We start from the raw sequence: 21,012 nt of genomic DNA, 5'->3' as shown, positions 1-21,012 counted from the left end.
GCGGTAATGTCAGCCCTCCGCTTTGGCAGCGATATTCCCACCCCGTGGGAGCCACATTCCCAAGCCGTGGGAGCCACACTGCCAAAGCGTGGGAGCCACATTCCCAAAGCATGGGAGTGGGAGTACCAAAACGGGGTAATCGGGTTGGTAGTATAGGAAGCGGAAAAAATGACTTGTTGACAATCGTATTTCTACTACAACTACGGTAAATGTAGCAACAATATATCAAATCCTTCAACCGAATTAAATGGTTATGCGGCAATAAACAGAAACCCAATTATGATGTGGAATAAAAACAAATAGGAGAAACAAATGCAAAAGCTTCGTTGCGTAGTAGAACGTATCACTTACCAAAATCCTGAAAACGGGTATTCGGTCATGAAAGTCAAGGTTAAAGGTTTCAGTGACCTTGTGACACTTGTGGGCAACTTGTTGGAAGTACCCGCCGGCAGTGTCCTATTGTGTGAAGGCGACTGGAAGTTAGACAAAAAATATGGTCGCCAATTCTTATGCCAGTCGTGGGAAGAGGTTATGCCCGCAACAGCTTACGGTATTGAGAAATATTTAGGTAGCGGATTAGTAAAAGGCATCGGCCCGAAGTTCGCCCGACTTATCGTCAGCCATTTCGGATTAGAAACCATTGACGTGATTGAGACCGACATTGAACGACTCTACGAAGTGCCCGGCATCGGCAAGAAACGGGTGGAGAAGATAGCCGAGAGTTGGGAGAAGCAGAAGGACATCAAGAATGTGATGCTCTTCCTGCAAGGCTATGGAGTCAGCACCGCATACGCGGCCAAAATCTACCGGCAATATGGGAAAGAAAGTATCGATACCGTAAAAAACAATCCCTATAAACTGGCAGATGACATTTGGGGCATCGGCTTCAAGACGGCAGACGGCATAGCTGCCAAAATGGGTTATGAGAAGAATGACCTGCGCCGTTGCAAGAGCGGCATTACCTATACACTCAGCCGCCTTTCGGAAGAAGGACACGTCTATGCCGAAGAGGTGCAACTTCTGAAAGCGGCCATCGAACTGTTGGAAGCCGATGAAGAATCCATCCGTCAGGCAATGGCAGAGATGTTACAGAGCGAAGACTTGATACAAGACGGCGAAGCTCTGTATATGCCACCTTTCTATTATGCCGAAGTAGGAACAGCCAATCGTTTGAGCGGACTATTGAATCATGCAGAAGGTAATCTCTTCCAAAAGGCACTGGACATCGCTGCCATATCCAAAGCCTCCGGCATCGAATATGATGAAGTGCAGGTGAAGGCCATCCGTGAGGCGGTCGCCTCCAAGGTCATGGTATTGACAGGTGGTCCCGGCACAGGAAAGACCACCACTACGCAAGGAATCATCGCTGCTTTGAAGAGTATGGGACTAAGTATCCTGCTTGCCGCACCTACAGGACGTGCCGCCAAACGCATGAGCGAGGCGACAGGTATGGAAGCAAAGACCATCCACCGACTTTTGGAATACAACCCGAAAGATGGTTACAAGCGCAATGACGAGAACCCGTTGGAAGGAGATGCGCTCATCGTGGACGAATGTTCCATGATAGACATCATACTGATGAACAACCTGATGAAAGCCTTGCCTGCGGATATGCGCCTTGTATTGGTGGGCGACATCGACCAGCTTCCCAGTGTGGGTGCCGGGAACGTGCTTCGTGACATCATCGATTCCGAAAAGATTCCCGTCATCCGGCTGACCCGTATCTTCCGGCAGGCACAGGCAAGCCGAATCGTCATGAGTGCCCATGCCATCAACAAGGGACAATTCCCCGACATCAGCAACGGTAAGCAGACCGACTTCTTCTTTATGCAAATGGAAGAACCGGAACAGGTGGCCGAAACCATCGTCAATTTGGTAAAGGAACGCTTGCCCAAGGCATATAAACGTCCGGCAAGCGACATCCAAGTCCTTACCCCCATGCAGCGGGGTGTGGTCGGTGCTACCAATCTGAACACAGCCCTACAAGCCGTACTGAACACCTCTCAGTTGGCATTGAACCGCAGCGGCTATTCTTTCCGTCAAGGCGACCGGGTGATGCAACTTCGCAACAATTATGATAAGGATGTGTTCAATGGCGACTTGGGATATGTGGAGAAAGTGAACTTGGAAGACCGAACTCTGCAAGTGGACTTCGATGGCAAGTTGGTGGAGTATGAGGTCTCAGAGCTGGATGAACTGACCTTAGCCTACGCAACGACCATCCATAAGGCGCAAGGATCGGAATATCCCATAGTCGTTATGCCGGTCTTGATGACCCACTATGTGATGCTCCAACGCAATCTAATCTACACAGGCATTACCCGTGCCAAGAAAATCTGTGTGCTGGTAGGAACAAAGAAGGCATTGTCCTTCGCCATCCGTAATATGTCTGTGCTTAAACGTAACACGAAATTGAAGGAACGGCTGAATCCGGCATTGGCACAATCCGGCAGTGCCACACAACCTAAAGAATATGTGCTTCCAACGCAAACAGAGTATGGTATGGTGGCAGAAGAAAGCACTGAATATGGAAAGAAATAGAATCATCGTATTATATCTTCTCAATAAGATAGATTATGAAACACGCTGAATTTAAGGCAATAGCCAGACAACAGCAAATAGATTTCAAGGTCAATGACCCGGAGATTGACATTGCCGCTGATAGATTCCCCATCCGTATTATCCGGAAGAATGGCAAGGAATATAAGATTGAGGTGAGAAGTTCTTTGAATTGGAAAGATTGCCGTGATGAGAACAACCTCTATCGCATTTTTTTCAGCGGATTCCGAAAAGAGATAACGGAAGAAGTTGACAAAGAAGCGTCTTTGACAAAAGGGCAAATGGTTACAAATCTTTTGCGTAGCGAACACATTCCATACAACGTGTTCTTTCCAATGCAGTATGACTTAAAGGGAACTGCTCGCCTGTTCAATCGTATTCTCGGAGAGGAACGAATCGCTACTATCAGCAAGATAAACATCGAGTATAACCCCAAAGGTCTTTCCGATGGCACATCCTTTGATGCTTATATTGAATATACACCAATGGGAGCAAATCCCGGTGAAAAGGGTGGTATTGGTATCGAAGTGAAATATACGGAAAAGGAATATCCCATGAAACGCAACTCAAAGGAATGGAATGAGACGCACAATGCTTTCGGCATCCATCTTGCCGACAACTATAGCAAACCGAGCAATGACTGCGGCTGGTTCAAGAATGAATGTCTGGCGGATGTTCTTTTTGAAGATAAAGATCGGCTGGCATCCCATGTTGTCGCCAACCGCTACCGCCAAATATGGCGAAACCATATTCTTGGCGCATCCATGATTCTTGGATTGTCTGCGAATCCCGATGACCAACTTTCAGAATTTACAAGCCTGACTGTTTTTCCAAAGGATAACGGACATTTCTCGGAAGTCTGGGACGAATATGAATCCAAACTGACACCTGCCGGATTGAAAACCTTCAAACACATCACATACGAAGAGTTGTTCCCATTGATGCGTAGCTGTTTGAATACGACAGGCATTCCTAATCTCAACGAGTGGATTGATTACCTTTATCGTCGGTACATTATAGAGTTCTATGACCACGCGAGAGTAGAAGGCCTGAATGAAATTCTATATTCGATAGACTCAAAATATGTGGCTGTATCGGAAACTGATACATCATGCCAGTAACTTTGCAAATAATGTAAACCTACTAAGAATTATGAGTGAAGCTTTATTAGAAGATGATGTACACATCACGGACTTAAAGAACAGATGTTTCCTTATCCCTTCTTATCAAAGGGGGTATAAGTGGAGAAGTCGAGACGTTGAGTATCTACTCAATGACCTTCTTGAATATCAAGGTGAAACTTACTATATGCAACCATTGGTTGTAGCCGAGAAAGACGGGAAATATATTGTCGTCGATGGGCAACAGCGACTCACTACTTTCTACCTTATCTGGAGACAGATGTCCAAACTCGGCTATTTCTCAGAGCACCCGTTTGAGGAAACTGAATGTTTTTCATTAGAGTATGAAAAACGGCATGCAAGCACAGAATACTTGGCCAAATATTGTAATAATGATTTCGCCGAAAAGACTCTGCCTCCGGATGTAAGAAATTTTAAAATTGCAGAAAAGGCAGTTAAAGATATAGTTGGGAAGCTTGATAAAAACCAGATAGAGCATCTGGAAGACAATTTTTTTGGGAAAGCAACTTTTCTCTGGTACCAGCTTGACGACCCTGATGAAGGGCCAAAGACATTCGAGCGTCTGAATGGAAAGAGAATTGCACTTACGGATGTTGAACTATGTAAGGTTTTTCTGTTGTCTGATACGTGTACGTCAACTACCCAGCGAAATGAGCGTGCCTCTGCATGGCAGAATATGGAGTATCGTCTTCAAGATAACCGCTTCTTTTCATTTATGTCTAAAGACTATGATGAATCTCACGATCAAAGTAGAATGGGTTATGTGCTAGATGTTGCTCTAAGTAGTATTAAGAAGGAGAACAGCGAATATCTTGACTATCCTATATATAGTAGGCTAAAGACAGATACTATCAAAGGGAAGAATGTATGGCGTGCCTTAGTTCAGACATTCCATCGTATGGAACAGATGTTTGATAATCCTCTTTACTATAATCTAGTCGGTTTCCTTATTGTGGGAGCAAATATCAAATTGAGAGAGATTTTGGAGGATGTATCCTCACCGGACTTTGGAACAAAACTGGTAAACAGAATAAACACATGGGTTGAACATGGTACCCCAATAACAGATTTGACATATAACGATTCTAAAACTTATTCTGCATTAATGCTCTTTAATATTCTCTGCGATCTGATTGTCAAAGACTCAAAATGTGGCAAGATTGAAGACCGGTTTGGTTTTCACCATAGATTCAGATTTGATTTTCTTCAGTCGGAGGGATTTGACAAAGAACACGTACATGCTACAAATAGCCGTAAGCCGCAATCGGCCATTGAATGGCAACAATGGGTAAAGAATATTAAAGAATACTTACCTCCAAAGCAATACAATCAGATCCAGGAGAAGAATCGCACAACGATAGAGAGTGTTCTAAATATCTTTTTAATCCAAGATCCTGATGAAGAAGATGCTGATTATAAGGAAAGAATAACGAAAGCTATAACAAAGGAGATGTCTTCTTCAACGTTTAGTGAAATATTTGATGAAGTTGCACATATTGTAAACGAAGGCGATGATGGAGATGATAAACAAAATAGTATAGGAAATATGGCGTTGCTCAATGCTTCGATAAACAGAGACCAGGCTTATGCAGCTTCACCGTTCGCTGTTAAAAGAGCTATAATTCATCAAAGAGTACAGAATGGTAAATTTGTTCCCAAAGGCACACAACTTATGTTCGATAAGTCCTTTCGTGAGATACCAGATGAAATGTATCATTGGGCAAAAAACAACTATGCTAGTGGTGCGGAGTCTGATGAGAAAAGTTTCATAGAGTTTTTTTCTGAAACAATCAACCGATTAAAAGTATGAGCAAGATTGAAAGAGATAAGACCTTATATGAGTTATTGTCAGAGCCATTATTGGTTCCTGACTATCAACGTGATTATGCGCAAGGCCGTATCAGTGATTTGAAAATCCTTGATACAAGAAGAAATTTCGTTGCAGATATCATTGCTGCTGCTACCAATAAAAGACAGACACACCTCGGTCTTGTGTTTGGTTCCGATAATAACAGATTAAAAGGCTTTGTAGCTGTAGATGGACAGCAGCGTCTGACAACGTGTTTTTTGTATCATCTCTATATCAGCAAAACCCTTTCCGGTGAGGCTGATGAGGAGTTGGCTACTAGATTGAAGAAATTTGGTTGGTTTGGTCGTATTTATGCTTCCGAGTTTACTGAATTTCTATTGGATGTTGACTGGGGATCCAAAGCCAATGCAAAATCTCTTTTGTCTTTGACCTTCAAGCAATCCAAAGATTATTTTTCTATCTGGGAAAATGATCCTACTGTAAACAATATGCTCGTCATATTAGATGAGATTCACTGCCAAATGAGCAAAATCAAGGATTATTCAGTAAAGGAGATTGAAATCAATCTTATATCCGAGAATTGTAAGCTCAATTTCGATTATATGAAACTTAAACCGGGTACAGACGAGTTTCAGTATCAGAAAATGAATTCTCGTGGACGCGATCTTACCACTTATGAATTATTTAAGCAAAAATTCATGAGTGAATGTCATGTCTCCGAGGAATTGAAGGAGAAATTAGATAATCAATGGCTCATCTTCTTTGATGAACTTGCAAACGAAGACAACACCGAAGCGGATATATTTCTGCAAAACTACATTAATGAAACGGCACTTTGGATGGGAATAAAATATTCCGGAGAATCCTATAAGTTTGTATCTCAGATAGTTCAAAGCAAGTTAGAAGGAAATAGAACTGATGTGGGGTTTGTAGGATTTGATGCATACAAAGAATTTAGCGAACATCTCCCTGAGTGGGAGCAGCTAATGGATTGGATAGTGAATAACTATACAAAGGTATCAGCGTGCATTGATAAATTTCGGTATGAAGGTGAAAGAACAAGCTTTACAAATATTTTCAAGTCTGCTGACTATCAAATACGAGCAATCAACTATGCAATTTACCATTATGCGAAGGAGACCGGTTATCTGCCAATAGACACTGATAATTTTACGCTTTGGTGGAGACCAATCCATAATCTGATAGCGAATACAGAGATTTATCAGAATAACTTTCTCAATGTGATAAAGGCTATCGATAAATTGCCTATTGAAAACATATTGACTTTTTTAAGGGATGAAAATCTTTCTGGTTTCAGTGAATATCAAAGAGAAGAAGAGCGTCGAAAAGCCATCATCTGCTTAGAAGATTCTATAATGATAGATCTTTTCAATAGCCAGGAGAAACGAAAACGTTTCCATGGTCAGATTGGTCTTCTGCTACCGGACGATAATCGCGTGACTCCTATATATTGGGAAACTATTGTCTCAACGTATGAATATGTAGTTGGAGATAGGTATAAGCGTGATAACTCGGACTTTGATTTTATCACGGCTATGCTGACTTTCGTGGGGAATGATTATAGTCAAGATTCTGTGAAAGGACAAAAGCTGAAGTATGAGGACGGACATCTAATGGGATATAAGATTCCTGCAAGATGGATTCACAAAATGATTTTCCAATTCTTAGATGAAAAACTAAGTCATGAGATGGATACGGTCGAAAGCTTCTTTCTACAATGTAGAGAGTCTTGGCAAAAAGACTACGAGAATTTATCCTGCACAGAAAAAAAGAACCGTTTCTGGATTAAGTATATTCTTGATAACCCTGATGAATGTAAAAAGGTATTTAACGATTCAGATTACGGAAGACTAACTAAGAAAGATGGTAATCTATGGCTTTATCTAAAGACGAATAAGCACGAAAGAGATGTCTTATTGTCGAATAAGAGAAAAGCGGTGATTGATCGTTTGCCGAATTGGTGGATAGACAAGCATGACAAGCATGACAGGCATGATGTAGTGAAGCGATATATGGCTTTCCCATATCTAAAAGTCGTCTTCACTCCTAATAAGATCTGGATTGGTATTGATCATAATAACGATCTTGTCATGCCAGACAATCTACCTGATAAGATTTATGGAGATTCTTGGCACAAAGCTTGGAGTGTGTTCCCTGAGGAGATACTTAACAATTACTATGAGCATGAAGATAAAGGTGAAAGTTTTGAATCGTATGTAGATTCATTATCAATAGAATTGCAACGTTTTTGTGAAAAGTTCATTGCCGATCTCGGTCTCAATACTTTTGCTAGTCCAAACTCCGTTGGTAATGTATGATTAAACTCCAGCGCTTTGTTGAACCATATCATTTAGCAGAATCTGGAGAATGGCTAGTCGGTGATGAAGGTCAAGGGATATAATGATCTTGTGACCCTTACCAGGTCGTTGCTTGACGCGCCTTGGGAAATGCTACATTATTTAACGTGAGTTCGATATAAGGAAGCTATCATGCCGCATGGTAATTGGAGGTGTGTCAGAACGAAAAGGAACCGACATAATGATAGATTTTAGGCACGGACATTACACGGACGCTGCTTCAATCCGGCTTTGTGACGTAGCCATAAATTTTCCATAAGGAGAGCTACTCCATCCGGTGACTTTATTGATTTGGCATCTATGTTGCTCTGATTATTTTCCATACATATATTTATTTGAAAGGTCAATAAATTCCTCAAAACGATAAAGACGATAATATTCGGCTGTGGCTATGGCCACTTCATAGCAATCATCATCTTCTAATCCAAATTTGGATCCGGCTACTACTTCTAATGGATTCCAGAAGTATTCAAACCAAATACCTGTAGGAAAACCTTTTTTATTGGTACCACTTAGCCCATACCATAGATGAGTCCATGTAGGTGCGGGATCTTTGGAATTGGGTTTTCTAATGGGTATAATTCGGAAGAGATTCATTATGCGACGTAGTATCACAATCTTCTTTTTATTGGAAGATTTCTTTGAAGCACTAATGATTCCTATTTTTACCCCAGCGTCCAAAGCACGCTTATTGCTTATTTTCCTGAAAAACTCCTGAAAGGTGGGAAGACTCTCTTCGTATTCTTCCCAGTTTTTATCAGCTTCAGGGTCATCAGTTGAATAAAACTCAACATTATATATCTCAATAACATTGGGGAATATCCTCTTCATCTGCGTTCTCTCCGGTTGAGATGTTCAAAACACTATTGGAGCAATATAAGTCCTGCCACCAGATAATATCACTTACCTTATGGTATCCCATTTTATGCGTCAGCTAAATTATTTCGATGCTTTGAAGTTGAAAATTGGACGGATTATGGTATCGATCGATACCGTTTCACCGATATTGGCAATAATTTCCTCAGCCGGCTTATAGACCATTGGAGACTCGTCACGGGTGAAATCGTTGACAGATTCAGAGTAGATTCCTCGCATGGATTCCTCAAAATCTTCCATCTTGATTTGCTCGTAAGCCTGAGCACGGCTCAACACTCGTCCGGCACCGTGTGGAGCCGAATTATTCCAGTCGAGATTACCCTTGCCTGTGCAAATCAGTGCCCCATCGCGCATATTGAGCGGAATGATGCAACGCTCACCTGTGGAAGCAGAGATTGAGCCTTTGCGGATTATATTGTCATCGCTGATATAATTATGTATAGACTCAAATTCTTCAACAACTTCCACATTCTGGAAGAATTTTAGAAGCAAGAGCGAGATTAGCTTACGATTAAGAACAGCCCAATACTGACACAAACGCATATCGTGAAGATAATGCTCACGCATCTCTCCTTCAACGTAACAAAGGTCGGCAGGAAGAGTCGGTTCTACGGTCTGGTGTTCCTTTCTCATCTTCTTTATGACACCCTGCAACTCTGAGCGACGTCCTGAGGCTTTGTATTCCTCTATGGTTCGCTTGATAATTTCCTCAAACTCATCAGCTCCTTCTGTCAGATGCTTGATTGCTTTCGCTTGATAGATTTCCGCAACCTGTTTTCCAAGATTGCGAGAGCCGGTGTGGATTACGAGATATGTGTTCCCGTTATCGTCTTTGTCAAGTTCAATAAAATGATTGCCTCCACCCAGTGAACCGATTGACTTGGTGATACGGCTACTATCTTTCAGTTCGCGATAGCAGTATAGTTCAGTTACAAGCTGCTTTGCTTCACGGTAAATCTCCATTTCCTTACCTATGAGAGGCTTGAAGCCGAAACGGCCTTCGCGGACGATTTTCCCGGATGGTACTGAGGAGCGTATGTGTTCATTGAATGCATGAAAGTCAATCTTTGTAAGTTTACCAAGATTGAGCACACGCATACCACACCCTATATCCACACCAACGATGTTGGGGATAACCTTGTCGCCAAGGTCACCTGTAAACCCGATGACGCATCCAGCCCCGGCGTGCACGTCAGGCATAATACGTATCTTCGTATCGGAGAAAACATCAATTGAGAGGAGGGCCTTTATCTGCTCCAAAGCGTTTTTTTCGATGTTATCCGTGAAAATCTTCACGTCATATCCTTCTATTGTCTTCATATTATGGTGAATTTATACTTCTGCTGCAAAATTAGAACATTCTGCGTACAAAATTATTTCAATGGTGTCCCATTTTTTGTTACACCTTCATATTAATTTTGTCCTGTCAAACTGTTTTGACATTAGAAACAATCATTTTTATGAAAATCGTCCATCTATCAGATACCCACGGCTGTCATCGTTGTCTTCGTCATCTGCCCGAAGCGGAAGTAATAGTCCATTCCGGTGACTTCACTATGAATGGTAGCGAACAGGAAGCCATTGACTTTATGAACTGGTTTTGTGATTTGTCATATTCTCATAAGATTTTTATCTGTGGCAATCATGATGATTGTCTCTATGGAGCGAGTGTTGATGGTTTGGATTCCAATGTTCACTATCTGTGTAATTCAGGAGTGGAGATTGAGGGAGTCAAATTCTATGGAGTACCCATGTTTATGGGTGACTGTATTACCGACCGTCAATTCAAAAATTACGAGAAGATTCCTTCAGATACGGATGTGCTAATTACCCATTCTCCTGCCTATGGAATACTTGATTTCGATGATGGGTTAAACTATGGTTCTGAAAAATTGCTTTCCAGACTATCCAATCTCAATCTTAAAGCTCACCTTTTCGGACATATCCATGCACAGCACGGAGTCATAACCATAGGGAAAACAATCTTCTCAAATGGAGCTATTATGAAAGCCGGATATGATGGTTTACAAGAACCTGTTATCATAGAAATAAATGTGATAACCTAAAGCCGATATAAAGGACATCGCCCTTGTTCAGACCATCAACCGTTTGCATCAGTTTGATTGACCTTACTACTGCTCCACTGCACATACAAAGAATCTGACGGTATTCAGGGGGGCTGACCGCTCCTTTGAGAATAAGGATATTGCCGTATTCGTCCATAACATTGGCAGGAGTGAGTGTCTTGACGGCAGACATTATGCCTTCGTAATATTCCTTACGCCATAAATCGAAGTCTCTGTTGTAGATAAGATTGTTGGTAAAATAACAGACATTATAACAGAAAAAAGGGATTCACTCCTCAGAGTAAATCCCTTAACTTATTGACTATTAGATTATATCAAATCTATATTTCTAATATCATTCCTCTATTGCAGCCTGCGCCCCTCTTTCGATAAGTTGATTATCAGAAGTTTCCAACACATTTGTATGTGTTTGGTATGTGTTTTGGAGCTTCAGACTGACTTTTGTTTGAAATGTCGCGATTACTCTTCAATAGCAGCTTGCGCCACTTTTATTATATATTGAATATCAGAAGATTCCAACACTTTTGTATGTGTTCGGTATGTATCCGATATAAGAATATGACATATATTGAAGACCAATCATTGTACATTCTGCAATGCAAGCATCGCACGTACATTATTATATAAAGTAAATGTTACCTCCTTTCTTCTAAAAGTTTTATAATCCTATCCTTGTCATCCAAATGGGATTCAAGGCGTGTTATTTGCAAATTCAGATTAGCTATCTGTTCCTTCAATAATTTGATGGCTTCCTTTTGAGATTCCACTTCCGTCCTTTCCTTGGATAATGGCGATGCCAATTCTGCTTCACCTATTATATTATTGGCACTACCTTGTAAGGAAACTGCCGCCAAATAAGCAGAAATCTGCTGGGGAACGGAACAGAACAAAGAGAAGAAGTTATAATCCAAAGCCTCACTTACTTTGACGAGCCGGCTTGTTTCCATAGTTTCTCTCTCCAAGATTCGGTTTACATGCTGTTGCGGTACACCTATCCTGCGGCCCAATTCGGATTTGGAAAGTCCGAGTTCAACACGTCTTTTCTCGATTTCCGCACCCACATGCACATGTCTGATGTTTATTTCCATAGGTTTCAATCATTAAATAGAAATCAAACCAAAAAATATCAAATATTTATTTGGCTACCTAAACATTATTATGTTACTTTGCAAGCGTTTTACACTTGATTAGTGTATGCAAAGTTAAACATTAAACATTAAACATCCAAGTATTATGGCAGAAAATGTGGTAAAAATTCGTCCCGCTCTCACCGCCCTTAAAATCGGAGAGTCAATTACCTTTCCCATTTCCAAGTTGAAAAGCGTCCGTACCCAAGCCTCCGAGCTGGGTGCCATTTATAACCGGCAGTACAAGACCCAGACCAACAGGGATAACATGACTATCACTGTGAAACGTATTGATTAGCGACTTAATTACATGGATATGAAAATACTCCAAGTCTTAGACAGGTTGATTCCATACGATGCCTTTCTGAATGACCTTGCGGCCAGAATTGTCGGAATGATAAAGGCGGACAGCAGCGACCCTGAATTTGTTAGCCAAAGAAAGGCGTATGAGCTGTTCGGACGACGCAATGTCGAGAGATGGAAACGGCAAGGGAAGGTGGAATCCTATAAAAGACCGGGAAAGGTAGAATACAGGACTTCAGACCTTCGCCTCTTACAACGTACTGTGCAGGATTATATCGAACCGCCTTCGCGTGAAGATGATAAAGATAATAATAAAACCAAGAATAAGTAAACATATTTATGGCTATATATCCAAAATATTTCAATAATTGGAATTGAAAGTATAACCAAGTCAGCCCCCTATCTCAGGCTAATAATAAAGCAATAACAAATGAAGGAATTGAAACCAACATGCGACCCCGATGGCGTCTATTCAGTCAAACGCACGTGTGCGGAATTGGGTGTAAGTTACAAGACACTCCGCAAATACAAGGGAAACGGCTATATCAAGCCGCTTAACCCCCAAAATCTTAGTCGCCCCAAATACTCCGGGCAATCAATCATTGAATGTTGGCACCTTCTCAAAACAATATGATAAGCGAATCTACCATTAACAAGGTCAGGGACATTGCCATAGAGAACGTGCTTGAACCTTATGTCAGGCTTTCCCGAAAAGGTCTGACATTGATGGGACTTTGTCCATTCCATTCGGAACGTACAGGCTCATTCGCAGTCACTCCCGGCAAGAACCTGTTCCACTGTTTCAGTTGTAACCGTGGAGGGGACGGCATCGCTTTCATCATGGAAAAAGAGAACCTGACCTTCATGGAAGCTGTAGTATTGATAGCCAAGAACAACGGCATACCGGTAGAGTATTCAGATGAAGAACGTAGCGAGGAAGAATTGACGGAAATCAAGCATAGGGAGTCACTCCTTGTCGCTCTTGACCATCTTCAACGCTTCTTTGTGGAAAACCTGAGAGTGGCAATGACAGACGAAAGCCGGAAAGCTCGTGAGTACGCTTATGGCAGATGGTCGGAAGAGTTCTGTTCCACCGCTGGAATCGGTTATGCCCCGAAAGACGGAAATACATTCATCGAGTATTGCCGGACAAAGGGGGTTAATGAAGAAATCCTTTTTGAGCTTGGAATGTTCAAGCGCAGTGAAGACGGTCGCATTTATGCCATGTTCCGGCAGCGCGTTATGATTCCTGTCCGAAACAAATGGGGACGCATCATCGCTTATATCGCCCGGTATATAGGCAGTAGTGAGAAAGCACCGAAATACATCAATTCTTCCACCAGTGCCGTTTACTCTAAAGGCAAAACCCTGTTCGGGATTGACCGGGCAAGCCGGCAACGGGATGTCGATTATTTCATTGTGGTGGAAGGTGCACCGGATGTGCTTAGGATGCAATCCATTGGTTATGAAAACACCGTAGCCGCTCTTGGCACGGCATGGACGAGCGGCCAGTTTGAACAACTGAAAAGGTTCACGACTTCGCTTTGTTTCATACCGGATTCGGACACAGCCGATGGAAAGCCATACGGACCCGGATTTAAGGCTGTCATGGAAAACGGGACTTCTGCCATGAAGGAAGGATTCCATGTGACGGTCAGAGAGTTGCCCTTTGCGGAACATGACGAAAAAAACGACGCTGACAGCTACATCCACTGCAAGGAGGATTATTCATCCCTCAAGGAAAAGCATTTTATCGTGTGGCTGGCTCAGAAGCGTTTCTGCATAGCCGGATCTCTTGTGGAAGAACGGAAATGTGTGGCTGAGATAGCCGACCTTCTGCGCTACATCAAAGATCAGTTGGTGTTTGACCAGTGCATTGACCAGTTGGCAAAGTTGCACGGCAAGGCAAAATTGTGGCGTGACGCCGTGGCTCAGGCTCGTGGGGAAGCCCGGAAGAAAAACGGCTTGCCGTCCTCCATGAACGACCTGCAAAGGGAGGCGGAATTGCTGCGTCAGTTCGGACTGTTTGTCCGGGAGAACTGTTACTATGCCATTGGTGGGGAGGACGAAGATTCAATGCGTATCTCCAACTTCATCATGGAACCGCTGTTTCACATTGAGGACGAGAGCAACGGGACACGCATCTTCCGGATGCGGAACATATATAATGTGTGCCGTGTCATCGAACTGAAAGAGTCCGAGCTTTGTTCTTTGAGCAATTTCCAGCAGAAGGCAGGTTCACTGGGCAACTATGTGTGGCTGGCGAAGATTGACAAGCTTAACCGGGTCAAGGAATACCTATACTCCAAGACGGACACGGCGGAACGAATCCGCAAATTGGGCTGGAACGCATCCGAAGAGTTTTTCACTTTCGGCAACGGCATATTGTGTGGTGGCACTTTCAAGAATGTTGATGACTTGGGGATCGTCCGTGGAATTAACGGCAAAGCGTATTATATTCCGGCGACATCCAAGATTTATCTCCACAACCAGGAAATCTTTCAGTTTGAGCGGTTGATGGTTCATGAGAACCGCAATGGCGTAAAACTGTATGATTTCGCATCAAGGCTGATTGTGGTGTTCGGCGAGAACGCCTCTATCGCCTTGTGCTATCTCCTTGCCACCCTGTTCCGTGACATCATATTCAGACGCACCCGGCATTTTCCCATCCTGAACCTCTTCGGTGAGAAGGGGACCGGCAAGACCACCCTTGCCACCTCCCTACAGTCTTTTTTCCTGCACGGAGTGGATCCGCCCAATCTTGGTGTTACATCTGTTCCGGCGATGAACGACCGTGTATCACAGGCGGTCAATACCTTGGTGGTCCTCGATGAGTACAAGAATGACCTTGACATCCGCAAGATAGCCTATCTCAAAGGGCTTTGAGGTGGTGGCGGTCAGACCAAGAAGAACACGAATACAGACGGAATGGCGGCACAGACCATCGTCAGTACCGGAGTTGCCCTTTGCGGACAAGACAAGCCCACACAGGATATGGCACTCTATACCCGTGTCATCTTCCTGGCATTCTCCAAGACTTCGTTCAGCCAAGTGGAGAAACGGAACTATGAGGATTTGGTCGCACTCTGCAACATGGGACTGACCCACTTGACCGTAGAACTGTTGAACCATCGGGAACTGTTCGAGAAGAATTTTCCGGAAATCTATTCCATCACCAAGAGGGAACTGGCCGCAAAGCTGGAAAACGAGACCATCCATGACCGTGTCTTCGGAAACTGGGTGATTCCGCTGGCTACTTTTCGCACGTTGGAAACGGTGATAGATGTACCGTTTAGCTATACCGAATTGTTTGAGACCGCCATCAAAGGAATACGCAACCAAAACGAACTGGCGCAGGAAAGTTCCGAGGTAGCCGACTTCTGGAATATGTTGCAAGGCTTCCAGACTTCAGGAAAATGTATCGACAAGGCTCATTACCACATCCGGTATTTGAAATCATTTCGTCCACTATCTGCCAAAGAGGACATCGAGTTCATGGAAGCTCGTCCTGTTCTGTATCTGAATATGGCAGCAGTGGCATCCTTGTTCAACAGCCGGAACATGAATGCTACCGCCAACCGTTCCAATTGGTCCACCATTATGTCATACCTGAAATCGCACTCGTCTTATTTAGGCTTGAAACAGGACCGGTTTACGATTCTGCTTCCAAGCGGTTTGCCGGACTACACGATAGAGATTGCCAATGGTGAACAAGTCAGAAAAGTCAAGGTGAATCGTCCGAAGGCCTTGTGTTTTGATTATTTGCAACTGAAGGATGCGTTTGGATTAGATTTGGAAACGGAAATGGTGACAGATATGTCGGAAGCACTAGAAAATGAAGAAAGAATATCTGACACTGCGAAAAAAGATTTAGCATGATATTCCTTGCATATAACCATCATAGGAAAAACAATCCTTCAAACAATCTGTTTCGGATTGTCCATTATTTCATGGATAACAATGTGAAAAACTAAAGCCAAGTATTAGCACTATCTCATGCAGAATACTTGGCTTTATTATTCTCACAGTTAGTGTGTTATAAACTATCCCAGCTTTTCATTGAGTTTATCTACACCATAATAGTTTTGTATAAATAATGGAAATGCACTCAATACAGCTACAACAGGGCAAGATTGAGAAATATATTTTTGTTGCTGATTTTGAAAAAGTTCGGATTGCTCCAGTAAGGCATTCGGACGTGAATAAATTCCACTAACCACGAAATTGCCCTTACACAAATGGGCATCAATAATCTCTTTCCATTTTTCAATCGTGTCCAGTTTCGTGATGGTCAAATTACTATCAGTGGGAACAAAAGTCTTGTAATGAGGTTCTTCCAAACATTCAGCACATTCCTTGCTGTCTGTAATATTCGGGCAATTCTCCTTCTTGCATTTAACGATCAAATCTTTGAAAGACACCTTATCCTTATAGTGTCTAATAGCTTCAACCATGGGATAACTAACAAATAATTTTCCGTTTTCTGTTTCGTTATTAAAAAAGTCAAGCATCTCTGCTATCTGTTTGTCATCGGCCTTGGTTGCATGACCGTCATAATCAAAAAAGAAATAGATATATGCGAAACTGTCATTGTCGTAACCTTCAAGAGTCTTACTATTCTTTTCATTGCGTTGTTTGAGCATAGTAAGTATTTCAACCGAAAACTCTTCCGCCTTTAGTTTACGATAGAATTGATAAATATCTCCGCAAAATGCACATTTAATGGCTAAGGACTCTCCCATAAAGTACTTTTCCAACTTTGATGCGATATTGCCCTCTGTCGTTTCTCCTTCAAAAACAAAAAGAGTGTTACATTTATTCGACATAAAATCCTCCTGCCTTATATATTTTCTCAATATTATGAACTTCACGCAATTCTTTGTCTGTACATCGAGATAAAGGCAGCATCTTATTATTTCCCATCAAATAATAACAATCAGGACGCATCAAATCATTGCTCATTAACGAAGTATTATGGGTAGTAACTATAAATTGAATGCCGACCTGCATCAGCTTTCTTACGATTAGCTTTGAAAGATCATGATGATAGAAAGCATCAAATTCATCAATGAATACAATAGAAACTTTTGCCTCTTGAATAAGCATATACCAATAGAAGAATAACATCACAGCACTGGTACCTGTTGACATGACATTTGCAAACAGTAGTTTTTTCTCACCAAAATCAAAAGCCAAATCCTGACCATTCAATGTTTCAACAACTGTCAATTTACATTTCACATGAGCTTCATTCAAAAAATCCTCAAACTCCTGTACTTTATTTCGCTTTATGATTTCAGAAGTGATGGGGCTCTTTATTTCTGCATCCTGACCAAGATATATTCTATCTTCCAGCGAACGAAAGAAAAGCATATTCTCTACAAATGAATAAAAACGGACAAAGGCATTATTCTCTTCATTGGATGCCAAGACTGTATTATTTTTAATGTACTTCAATACGGAAAGGCTTGAATCTTCTATCACCTTATTAAGCGTTTCAGTGCCTTTCAGTGTAGTAGTAAAGCGAGTGTTGCCGCCAGAACGATTAAAACCTACCACTTCCTTCTCGTTAATCCAAAGAGTTTCTGAGACAATAATGGTATAGTCCGTTTTCAAGTATTCATAACGAATCAAGTTACCCTCCAAAAGAAACTCATAGGAAAACTTTGCTACTTCATCTGTAGAATAGGCATTCAGATAGTTTTGGTATCTTCGCAAGTCTCTATGCTTGTCAGTCAAATGGCCTATAATATCAAAAATAGCCAGGCCCAAATTGGACTTTCCACAACCATTATGACCATATACCATACAATTATTTACCACACCGTTTTTGATACAGGATGGATTGAATGTGTAACCATTGGATGAAGTAAGGTCGAACAACAATTCTGTCTCGAAACCCTTAAAATTGGAAACGCTGAACTTTTTAAGCATATCGGATTAATTTTAATACTGCAAATGTAGTGAATTTATTCCATATCCGTATATTTTATACGGACAAATATTCTATTCCATTGGATTTCGTCATATTTTTTTTCTTATCCGTAGTTTTTATTCGGATATATCATTGTATTCTGTTCGTTTTATTGTTTTGTATAGTGAGTCAATTCTTTAATCTCAAATAAGCCCGACCCAAATAACCTTCTATGTGGCTGACGAACTAAACGATTAAGCCTACATAAAATAGAATCATGATAACGCATAACATAATAGGCACAATGAAAGACAAATTAAAGTGCAATTTCTGCAAAAACTCCACAAGAATTGCACTTTAATTCATCAATAATAGCAATCTTAAATCGCCTTAACCCCCGATTTCGTAAAGGTTAACCACCTCCATCCCTTTGTTCCGGGCTTTCCCACAAGTATAATATGTACCTCCTTTCGGCTTGCCGTCAAAGTAGGCTATCACACCACAAGAGTGTGCCAGCATATAGTCGTTTCTTCTGAGCAAGCATCCTTGATAATAGTGCTCACTCAAAACAATAACCTTATCCGCCTGGGCAAGAAGTAGCCTATATCGCCTTTGTTCAATGGCTGACCACCGATTGGATTGTCCCCGAAAGGGAACGACAGCTATCAACCTGACATGGAGCAATTCCTCTTTGAGGGAAATGATTGCTTCTGCCGCCAATCTATCAAATCCCAAAGCCATACCACAATAAAAATTGCGCTTGCCATGTTTGTAAGCATGGGAAATTGCTATTTTTAGCCGCTCCTTCACTCTGTCAGTTTGGGACACCGGAATATCCCGATGTCCCGTGAAGGTTATAGACTCAGCCCTTATCAATTCAAGTGTTTCCATATTCATCTTACCTTATAATGAGTTTTTGCCAAGAAGATACCCCCAATCACATTCGCACCAAGACTTTCAAGTTGGTTGGCATAAGTGCCATAGCTAATGCCACGAGAGATAACATCGTCAAATGCCACGATAGTCTTGCCATTGAACCATTCTTCATCAAATTCAATAATGTTCACTTTGCGGATGGCTTTCTCTGATTTTCGGTTCTCATGGATAGCCAAGCGTTCCCCACATACTTTCACATGGTTATAGCCGTTGATAGCTCCAGAAAGTTCGCACACCCTTTCACAGAAGGCTTTGTATCGAAGTTCGTGTTTCTGACTTGTTGATGCCGGAACAGGAACAAACACGATGTTCCCACAAGAATTTCCATACTGCGCCACCATACTTGATGCCGTCATTTGTGCCACTGTCTCAAAGGCTCTTCCATCCTTGAAGTCATAAACCATCTGCCTGTCGGCAATTTCCTTTTCACCCACGTTTCGGATGCGTTTTGGAAAATATTTGCAGAACCATGTCTGCGGCTTTTCCAACTGCTTTCTGATTGTATCGTCCATCTGTGCCATACGTTCTGATTGTTTTCCCTTTTGTCTGCAAGTTTTCAGCTTGCCCGAAGGGATATTTTTTGCTTTTCAGAACGCAGGCAGTCAATAAGACAAATCAAGGAGTGGAAAATACGCTCAACTTGATTGAGGAAGATTTTGTGCTACGGATTTGATGTTTGACGATGCCTGTGGCAACTTTGCGAAACAATATCCAGAGAGGCGCAGATGAACAAATGAAACATGATCCTTTCATTATCTTTCTATCCATGAATGTCCGTTTGGAAAAAATACTCCTCGAAATATAAAATGTACACATTTTGAGATTGACAGCGTTGACAAAGACCAATTCATAGAGTATCAATCATATCAATTCCAGAACCTACGTTGACAAAATCAAGTGCCAATCAAAATATCAAAGCCAAGTGTTGACAAACTATGAGTTATATTTCTTATTCTTTATTTTCTTAAAAAAAGGAGAAATATATTGTATTACAGGGACTTTCACACAGCCTTCATTAGCCGTTTCAAGGCTATCACCTTTGTCAACCTTGTCAACCCTGAAATATATGCCTTTTTCTATCTGAGAAAACACATAGTCCTATCTGTACTCTTCGCTAATGAGACCATCACTATAGAATCAAACAAGAGTCCTTCATATTCCTACAAAATCCCACAAATTCCTATATGTTCCCATGTTTAACCTCTTGCAGAAGATGCACATCATCAGTAGTTTTACACGAAAAACGAATTATGGTGATACGGAGATACCCAAATGAGATGGAGCCGGAACGAACTTATTCCATCAGTGAAGCGGCACGCTACCTTGGCGTTCATAGATGTACGCTCTATGCTTATATCAATCGTCCGGAATATCCGCTACCTTTTGTCAAAGTGCCGGAAACAGGAAAACTCATGTTTTACGGAAGAGATTTGATTGCTTACAAAACCGCTGGTATGCCCAAGAGGGGACGCAAGCGAAAAAATGGAATTGGTTAATTCCGTTTTTCAGAAAGAGTCGTCCATATCGGTTTTCCGCTTATAATGTCAGAAAGTTCACAGGCAAGTAACCATGCCTCGGTACGGATATTATCCATATCTTCCACCGCCTGCTGATACCGATACGGAATCACCGCACCAGATTTTATCATCCATTCTACAGCACAAGTCTCCGGCTCGATAGCATCCACAAAGGAAACAATCTCTTGGACTAAGTACTTCATACTACCATCTTTCATTTCTGCGGTAAAGCAGAATGATACCCCGCTGAGTGTCTTTCGCTGAAAATCGAAAGACACCCTATCCGGTAATTCTTTCACAAATACATTCCACCCATTCTTGGCGGCAATGTTTTCAATAATCTGATTGTTCATATACATATAT

At 41.8% G+C, this 21,012-nt stretch carries 18 protein-coding genes and 1 pseudogene; 11 read left to right on the top strand and 8 right to left on the bottom strand.

The window, feature by feature from the left end:
• Window positions 1-6: 6 nt before the first annotated feature.
• The 5 genes from K2G43_RS10065 to K2G43_RS10045 all read left to right on the top strand — a co-directional run bounded on the left by K2G43_RS10065 (window position 7) and on the right by K2G43_RS10045 (window position 7,850).
• Window positions 7-156, top strand: coding sequence for a hypothetical protein (locus tag K2G43_RS10065; protein ID WP_297645448.1), 150 nt, complete (start codon window positions 7-9; stop codon window positions 154-156).
• Between the two features lie 156 nt (window positions 157-312).
• Window positions 313-2,541, top strand: a complete 2,229-nt coding sequence (locus tag K2G43_RS10060; RefSeq protein ID WP_300154768.1) for an ATP-dependent RecD-like DNA helicase — start codon at window positions 313-315, stop codon at window positions 2,539-2,541.
• Window positions 2,542-2,576: 35 nt separating this feature from the next.
• Entirely contained in the window at window positions 2,577-3,680 is a 1,104-nt protein-coding gene (locus K2G43_RS10055; protein WP_300154765.1) for a hypothetical protein, read from the top strand.
• A gap of 31 nt (window positions 3,681-3,711) precedes the next feature.
• Window positions 3,712-5,511 (top strand): DUF262 domain-containing protein, encoded by a 1,800-nt coding sequence (locus K2G43_RS10050; RefSeq protein ID WP_300154762.1) that lies wholly within the window; start codon window positions 3,712-3,714, stop codon window positions 5,509-5,511.
• A complete protein-coding gene (locus K2G43_RS10045) occupies window positions 5,508-7,850 on the top strand; it encodes a DUF262 domain-containing protein (protein WP_300154759.1) in 2,343 nt (780 codons plus the stop codon). Before K2G43_RS10050 ends, K2G43_RS10045 begins: the two co-directional genes overlap by 4 nt.
• A gap of 351 nt (window positions 7,851-8,201) precedes the next feature.
• Here K2G43_RS10045 and K2G43_RS10040 read toward each other — a convergent pair whose 3' ends face one another.
• Entirely contained in the window at window positions 8,202-8,720 is a 519-nt protein-coding gene (locus tag K2G43_RS10040; RefSeq protein WP_300154756.1) for a hypothetical protein, read from the bottom strand.
• Between the two features lie 108 nt (window positions 8,721-8,828).
• Window positions 8,829-10,085 carry an RtcB family protein gene (locus tag K2G43_RS10035; RefSeq protein WP_300154751.1) on the bottom strand — a complete coding sequence of 419 codons (1,257 nt, stop codon included), beginning with the start codon at window positions 10,083-10,085 and terminating at the stop codon, window positions 8,829-8,831.
• A 140-nt stretch (window positions 10,086-10,225) separates the two neighbouring features.
• Here K2G43_RS10035 and K2G43_RS10030 point away from each other — a divergent pair, with 140 nt between their 5' ends.
• Window positions 10,226-10,831 carry a metallophosphoesterase gene (locus K2G43_RS10030; protein ID WP_300154748.1) on the top strand — a complete coding sequence of 202 codons (606 nt, stop codon included), beginning with the start codon at window positions 10,226-10,228 and terminating at the stop codon, window positions 10,829-10,831.
• A gap of 656 nt (window positions 10,832-11,487) precedes the next feature.
• On the opposite strand, the gene K2G43_RS10025 is transcribed toward K2G43_RS10030, so the two are convergent.
• A complete protein-coding gene (locus K2G43_RS10025; RefSeq protein ID WP_300154745.1) occupies window positions 11,488-11,940 on the bottom strand; it encodes a helix-turn-helix transcriptional regulator in 453 nt (150 codons plus the stop codon).
• Window positions 11,941-12,085: 145 nt separating this feature from the next.
• On the opposite strand from K2G43_RS10025, the gene K2G43_RS10020 reads away from it, so the two are divergent.
• From K2G43_RS10020 to K2G43_RS10005, 4 genes and pseudogenes are all read left to right on the top strand, one after another.
• Window positions 12,086-12,277, top strand: coding sequence for a hypothetical protein (locus K2G43_RS10020; RefSeq protein WP_195529874.1), 192 nt, complete (start codon window positions 12,086-12,088; stop codon window positions 12,275-12,277).
• A gap of 18 nt (window positions 12,278-12,295) precedes the next feature.
• On the top strand, window positions 12,296-12,613 hold the full coding sequence (locus K2G43_RS10015) for a hypothetical protein (RefSeq protein WP_195529875.1): 318 nt from the start codon (window positions 12,296-12,298) through the stop codon (window positions 12,611-12,613).
• A 99-nt stretch (window positions 12,614-12,712) separates the two neighbouring features.
• The gene (locus tag K2G43_RS10010) at window positions 12,713-12,916 is read left to right on the top strand and encodes a DNA-binding protein (RefSeq protein ID WP_229102631.1); all 204 of its coding nucleotides are present in this window, start codon (window positions 12,713-12,715) and stop codon (window positions 12,914-12,916) included.
• A pseudogene (locus K2G43_RS10005) lies at window positions 12,913-16,161 on the top strand (CHC2 zinc finger domain-containing protein). The gene K2G43_RS10010 and the pseudogene K2G43_RS10005 overlap by 4 nt, the downstream one beginning before the upstream one ends.
• Window positions 16,162-16,325: 164 nt before the next feature.
• Here the strand turns inward: K2G43_RS10005 and K2G43_RS10000 are convergent.
• The 4 genes from K2G43_RS10000 to K2G43_RS09985 form a co-directional block, all read right to left on the bottom strand.
• Window positions 16,326-17,108, bottom strand: a complete 783-nt coding sequence (locus K2G43_RS10000) for a hypothetical protein (RefSeq protein ID WP_195529877.1) — start codon at window positions 17,106-17,108, stop codon at window positions 16,326-16,328.
• Window positions 17,098-18,216 carry an ATP-binding protein gene (locus K2G43_RS09995; protein ID WP_288359090.1) on the bottom strand — a complete coding sequence of 373 codons (1,119 nt, stop codon included), beginning with the start codon at window positions 18,214-18,216 and terminating at the stop codon, window positions 17,098-17,100. Before K2G43_RS09995 ends, K2G43_RS10000 begins: the two co-directional genes overlap by 11 nt.
• Window positions 18,217-18,586: 370 nt before the next feature.
• A complete protein-coding gene (locus K2G43_RS09990) occupies window positions 18,587-19,087 on the bottom strand; it encodes an SLOG family protein (protein ID WP_195529879.1) in 501 nt (166 codons plus the stop codon).
• Window positions 19,088-19,089: 2 nt separating this feature from the next.
• On the bottom strand, window positions 19,090-19,653 hold the full coding sequence (locus K2G43_RS09985; RefSeq protein WP_300154729.1) for a ribonucleotide-diphosphate reductase subunit alpha: 564 nt from the start codon (window positions 19,651-19,653) through the stop codon (window positions 19,090-19,092).
• A 756-nt stretch (window positions 19,654-20,409) separates the two neighbouring features.
• On the opposite strand from K2G43_RS09985, the gene K2G43_RS09980 reads away from it, so the two are divergent.
• Window positions 20,410-20,628 carry a helix-turn-helix domain-containing protein gene (locus K2G43_RS09980; protein WP_229102633.1) on the top strand — a complete coding sequence of 73 codons (219 nt, stop codon included), beginning with the start codon at window positions 20,410-20,412 and terminating at the stop codon, window positions 20,626-20,628.
• Here K2G43_RS09980 and K2G43_RS09975 read toward each other — a convergent pair.
• Window positions 20,625-21,012 (bottom strand): hypothetical protein (locus K2G43_RS09975; RefSeq protein ID WP_300154723.1); only part of this gene is annotated, 388 nt, incomplete at its 5' end. The genes K2G43_RS09980 and K2G43_RS09975 overlap by 4 nt on opposite strands.

Origin of the sequence: Bacteroides sp. (assembly GCF_029057325.1) — a bacterium.
In the GTDB taxonomy this organism is placed as follows: Bacteria; Bacteroidota; Bacteroidia; order Bacteroidales; family Bacteroidaceae; genus Bacteroides.
The sequence above is the reverse complement of the archived record's forward strand: the minus strand, read 5'-3'. Positions and strand labels throughout refer to the sequence as shown.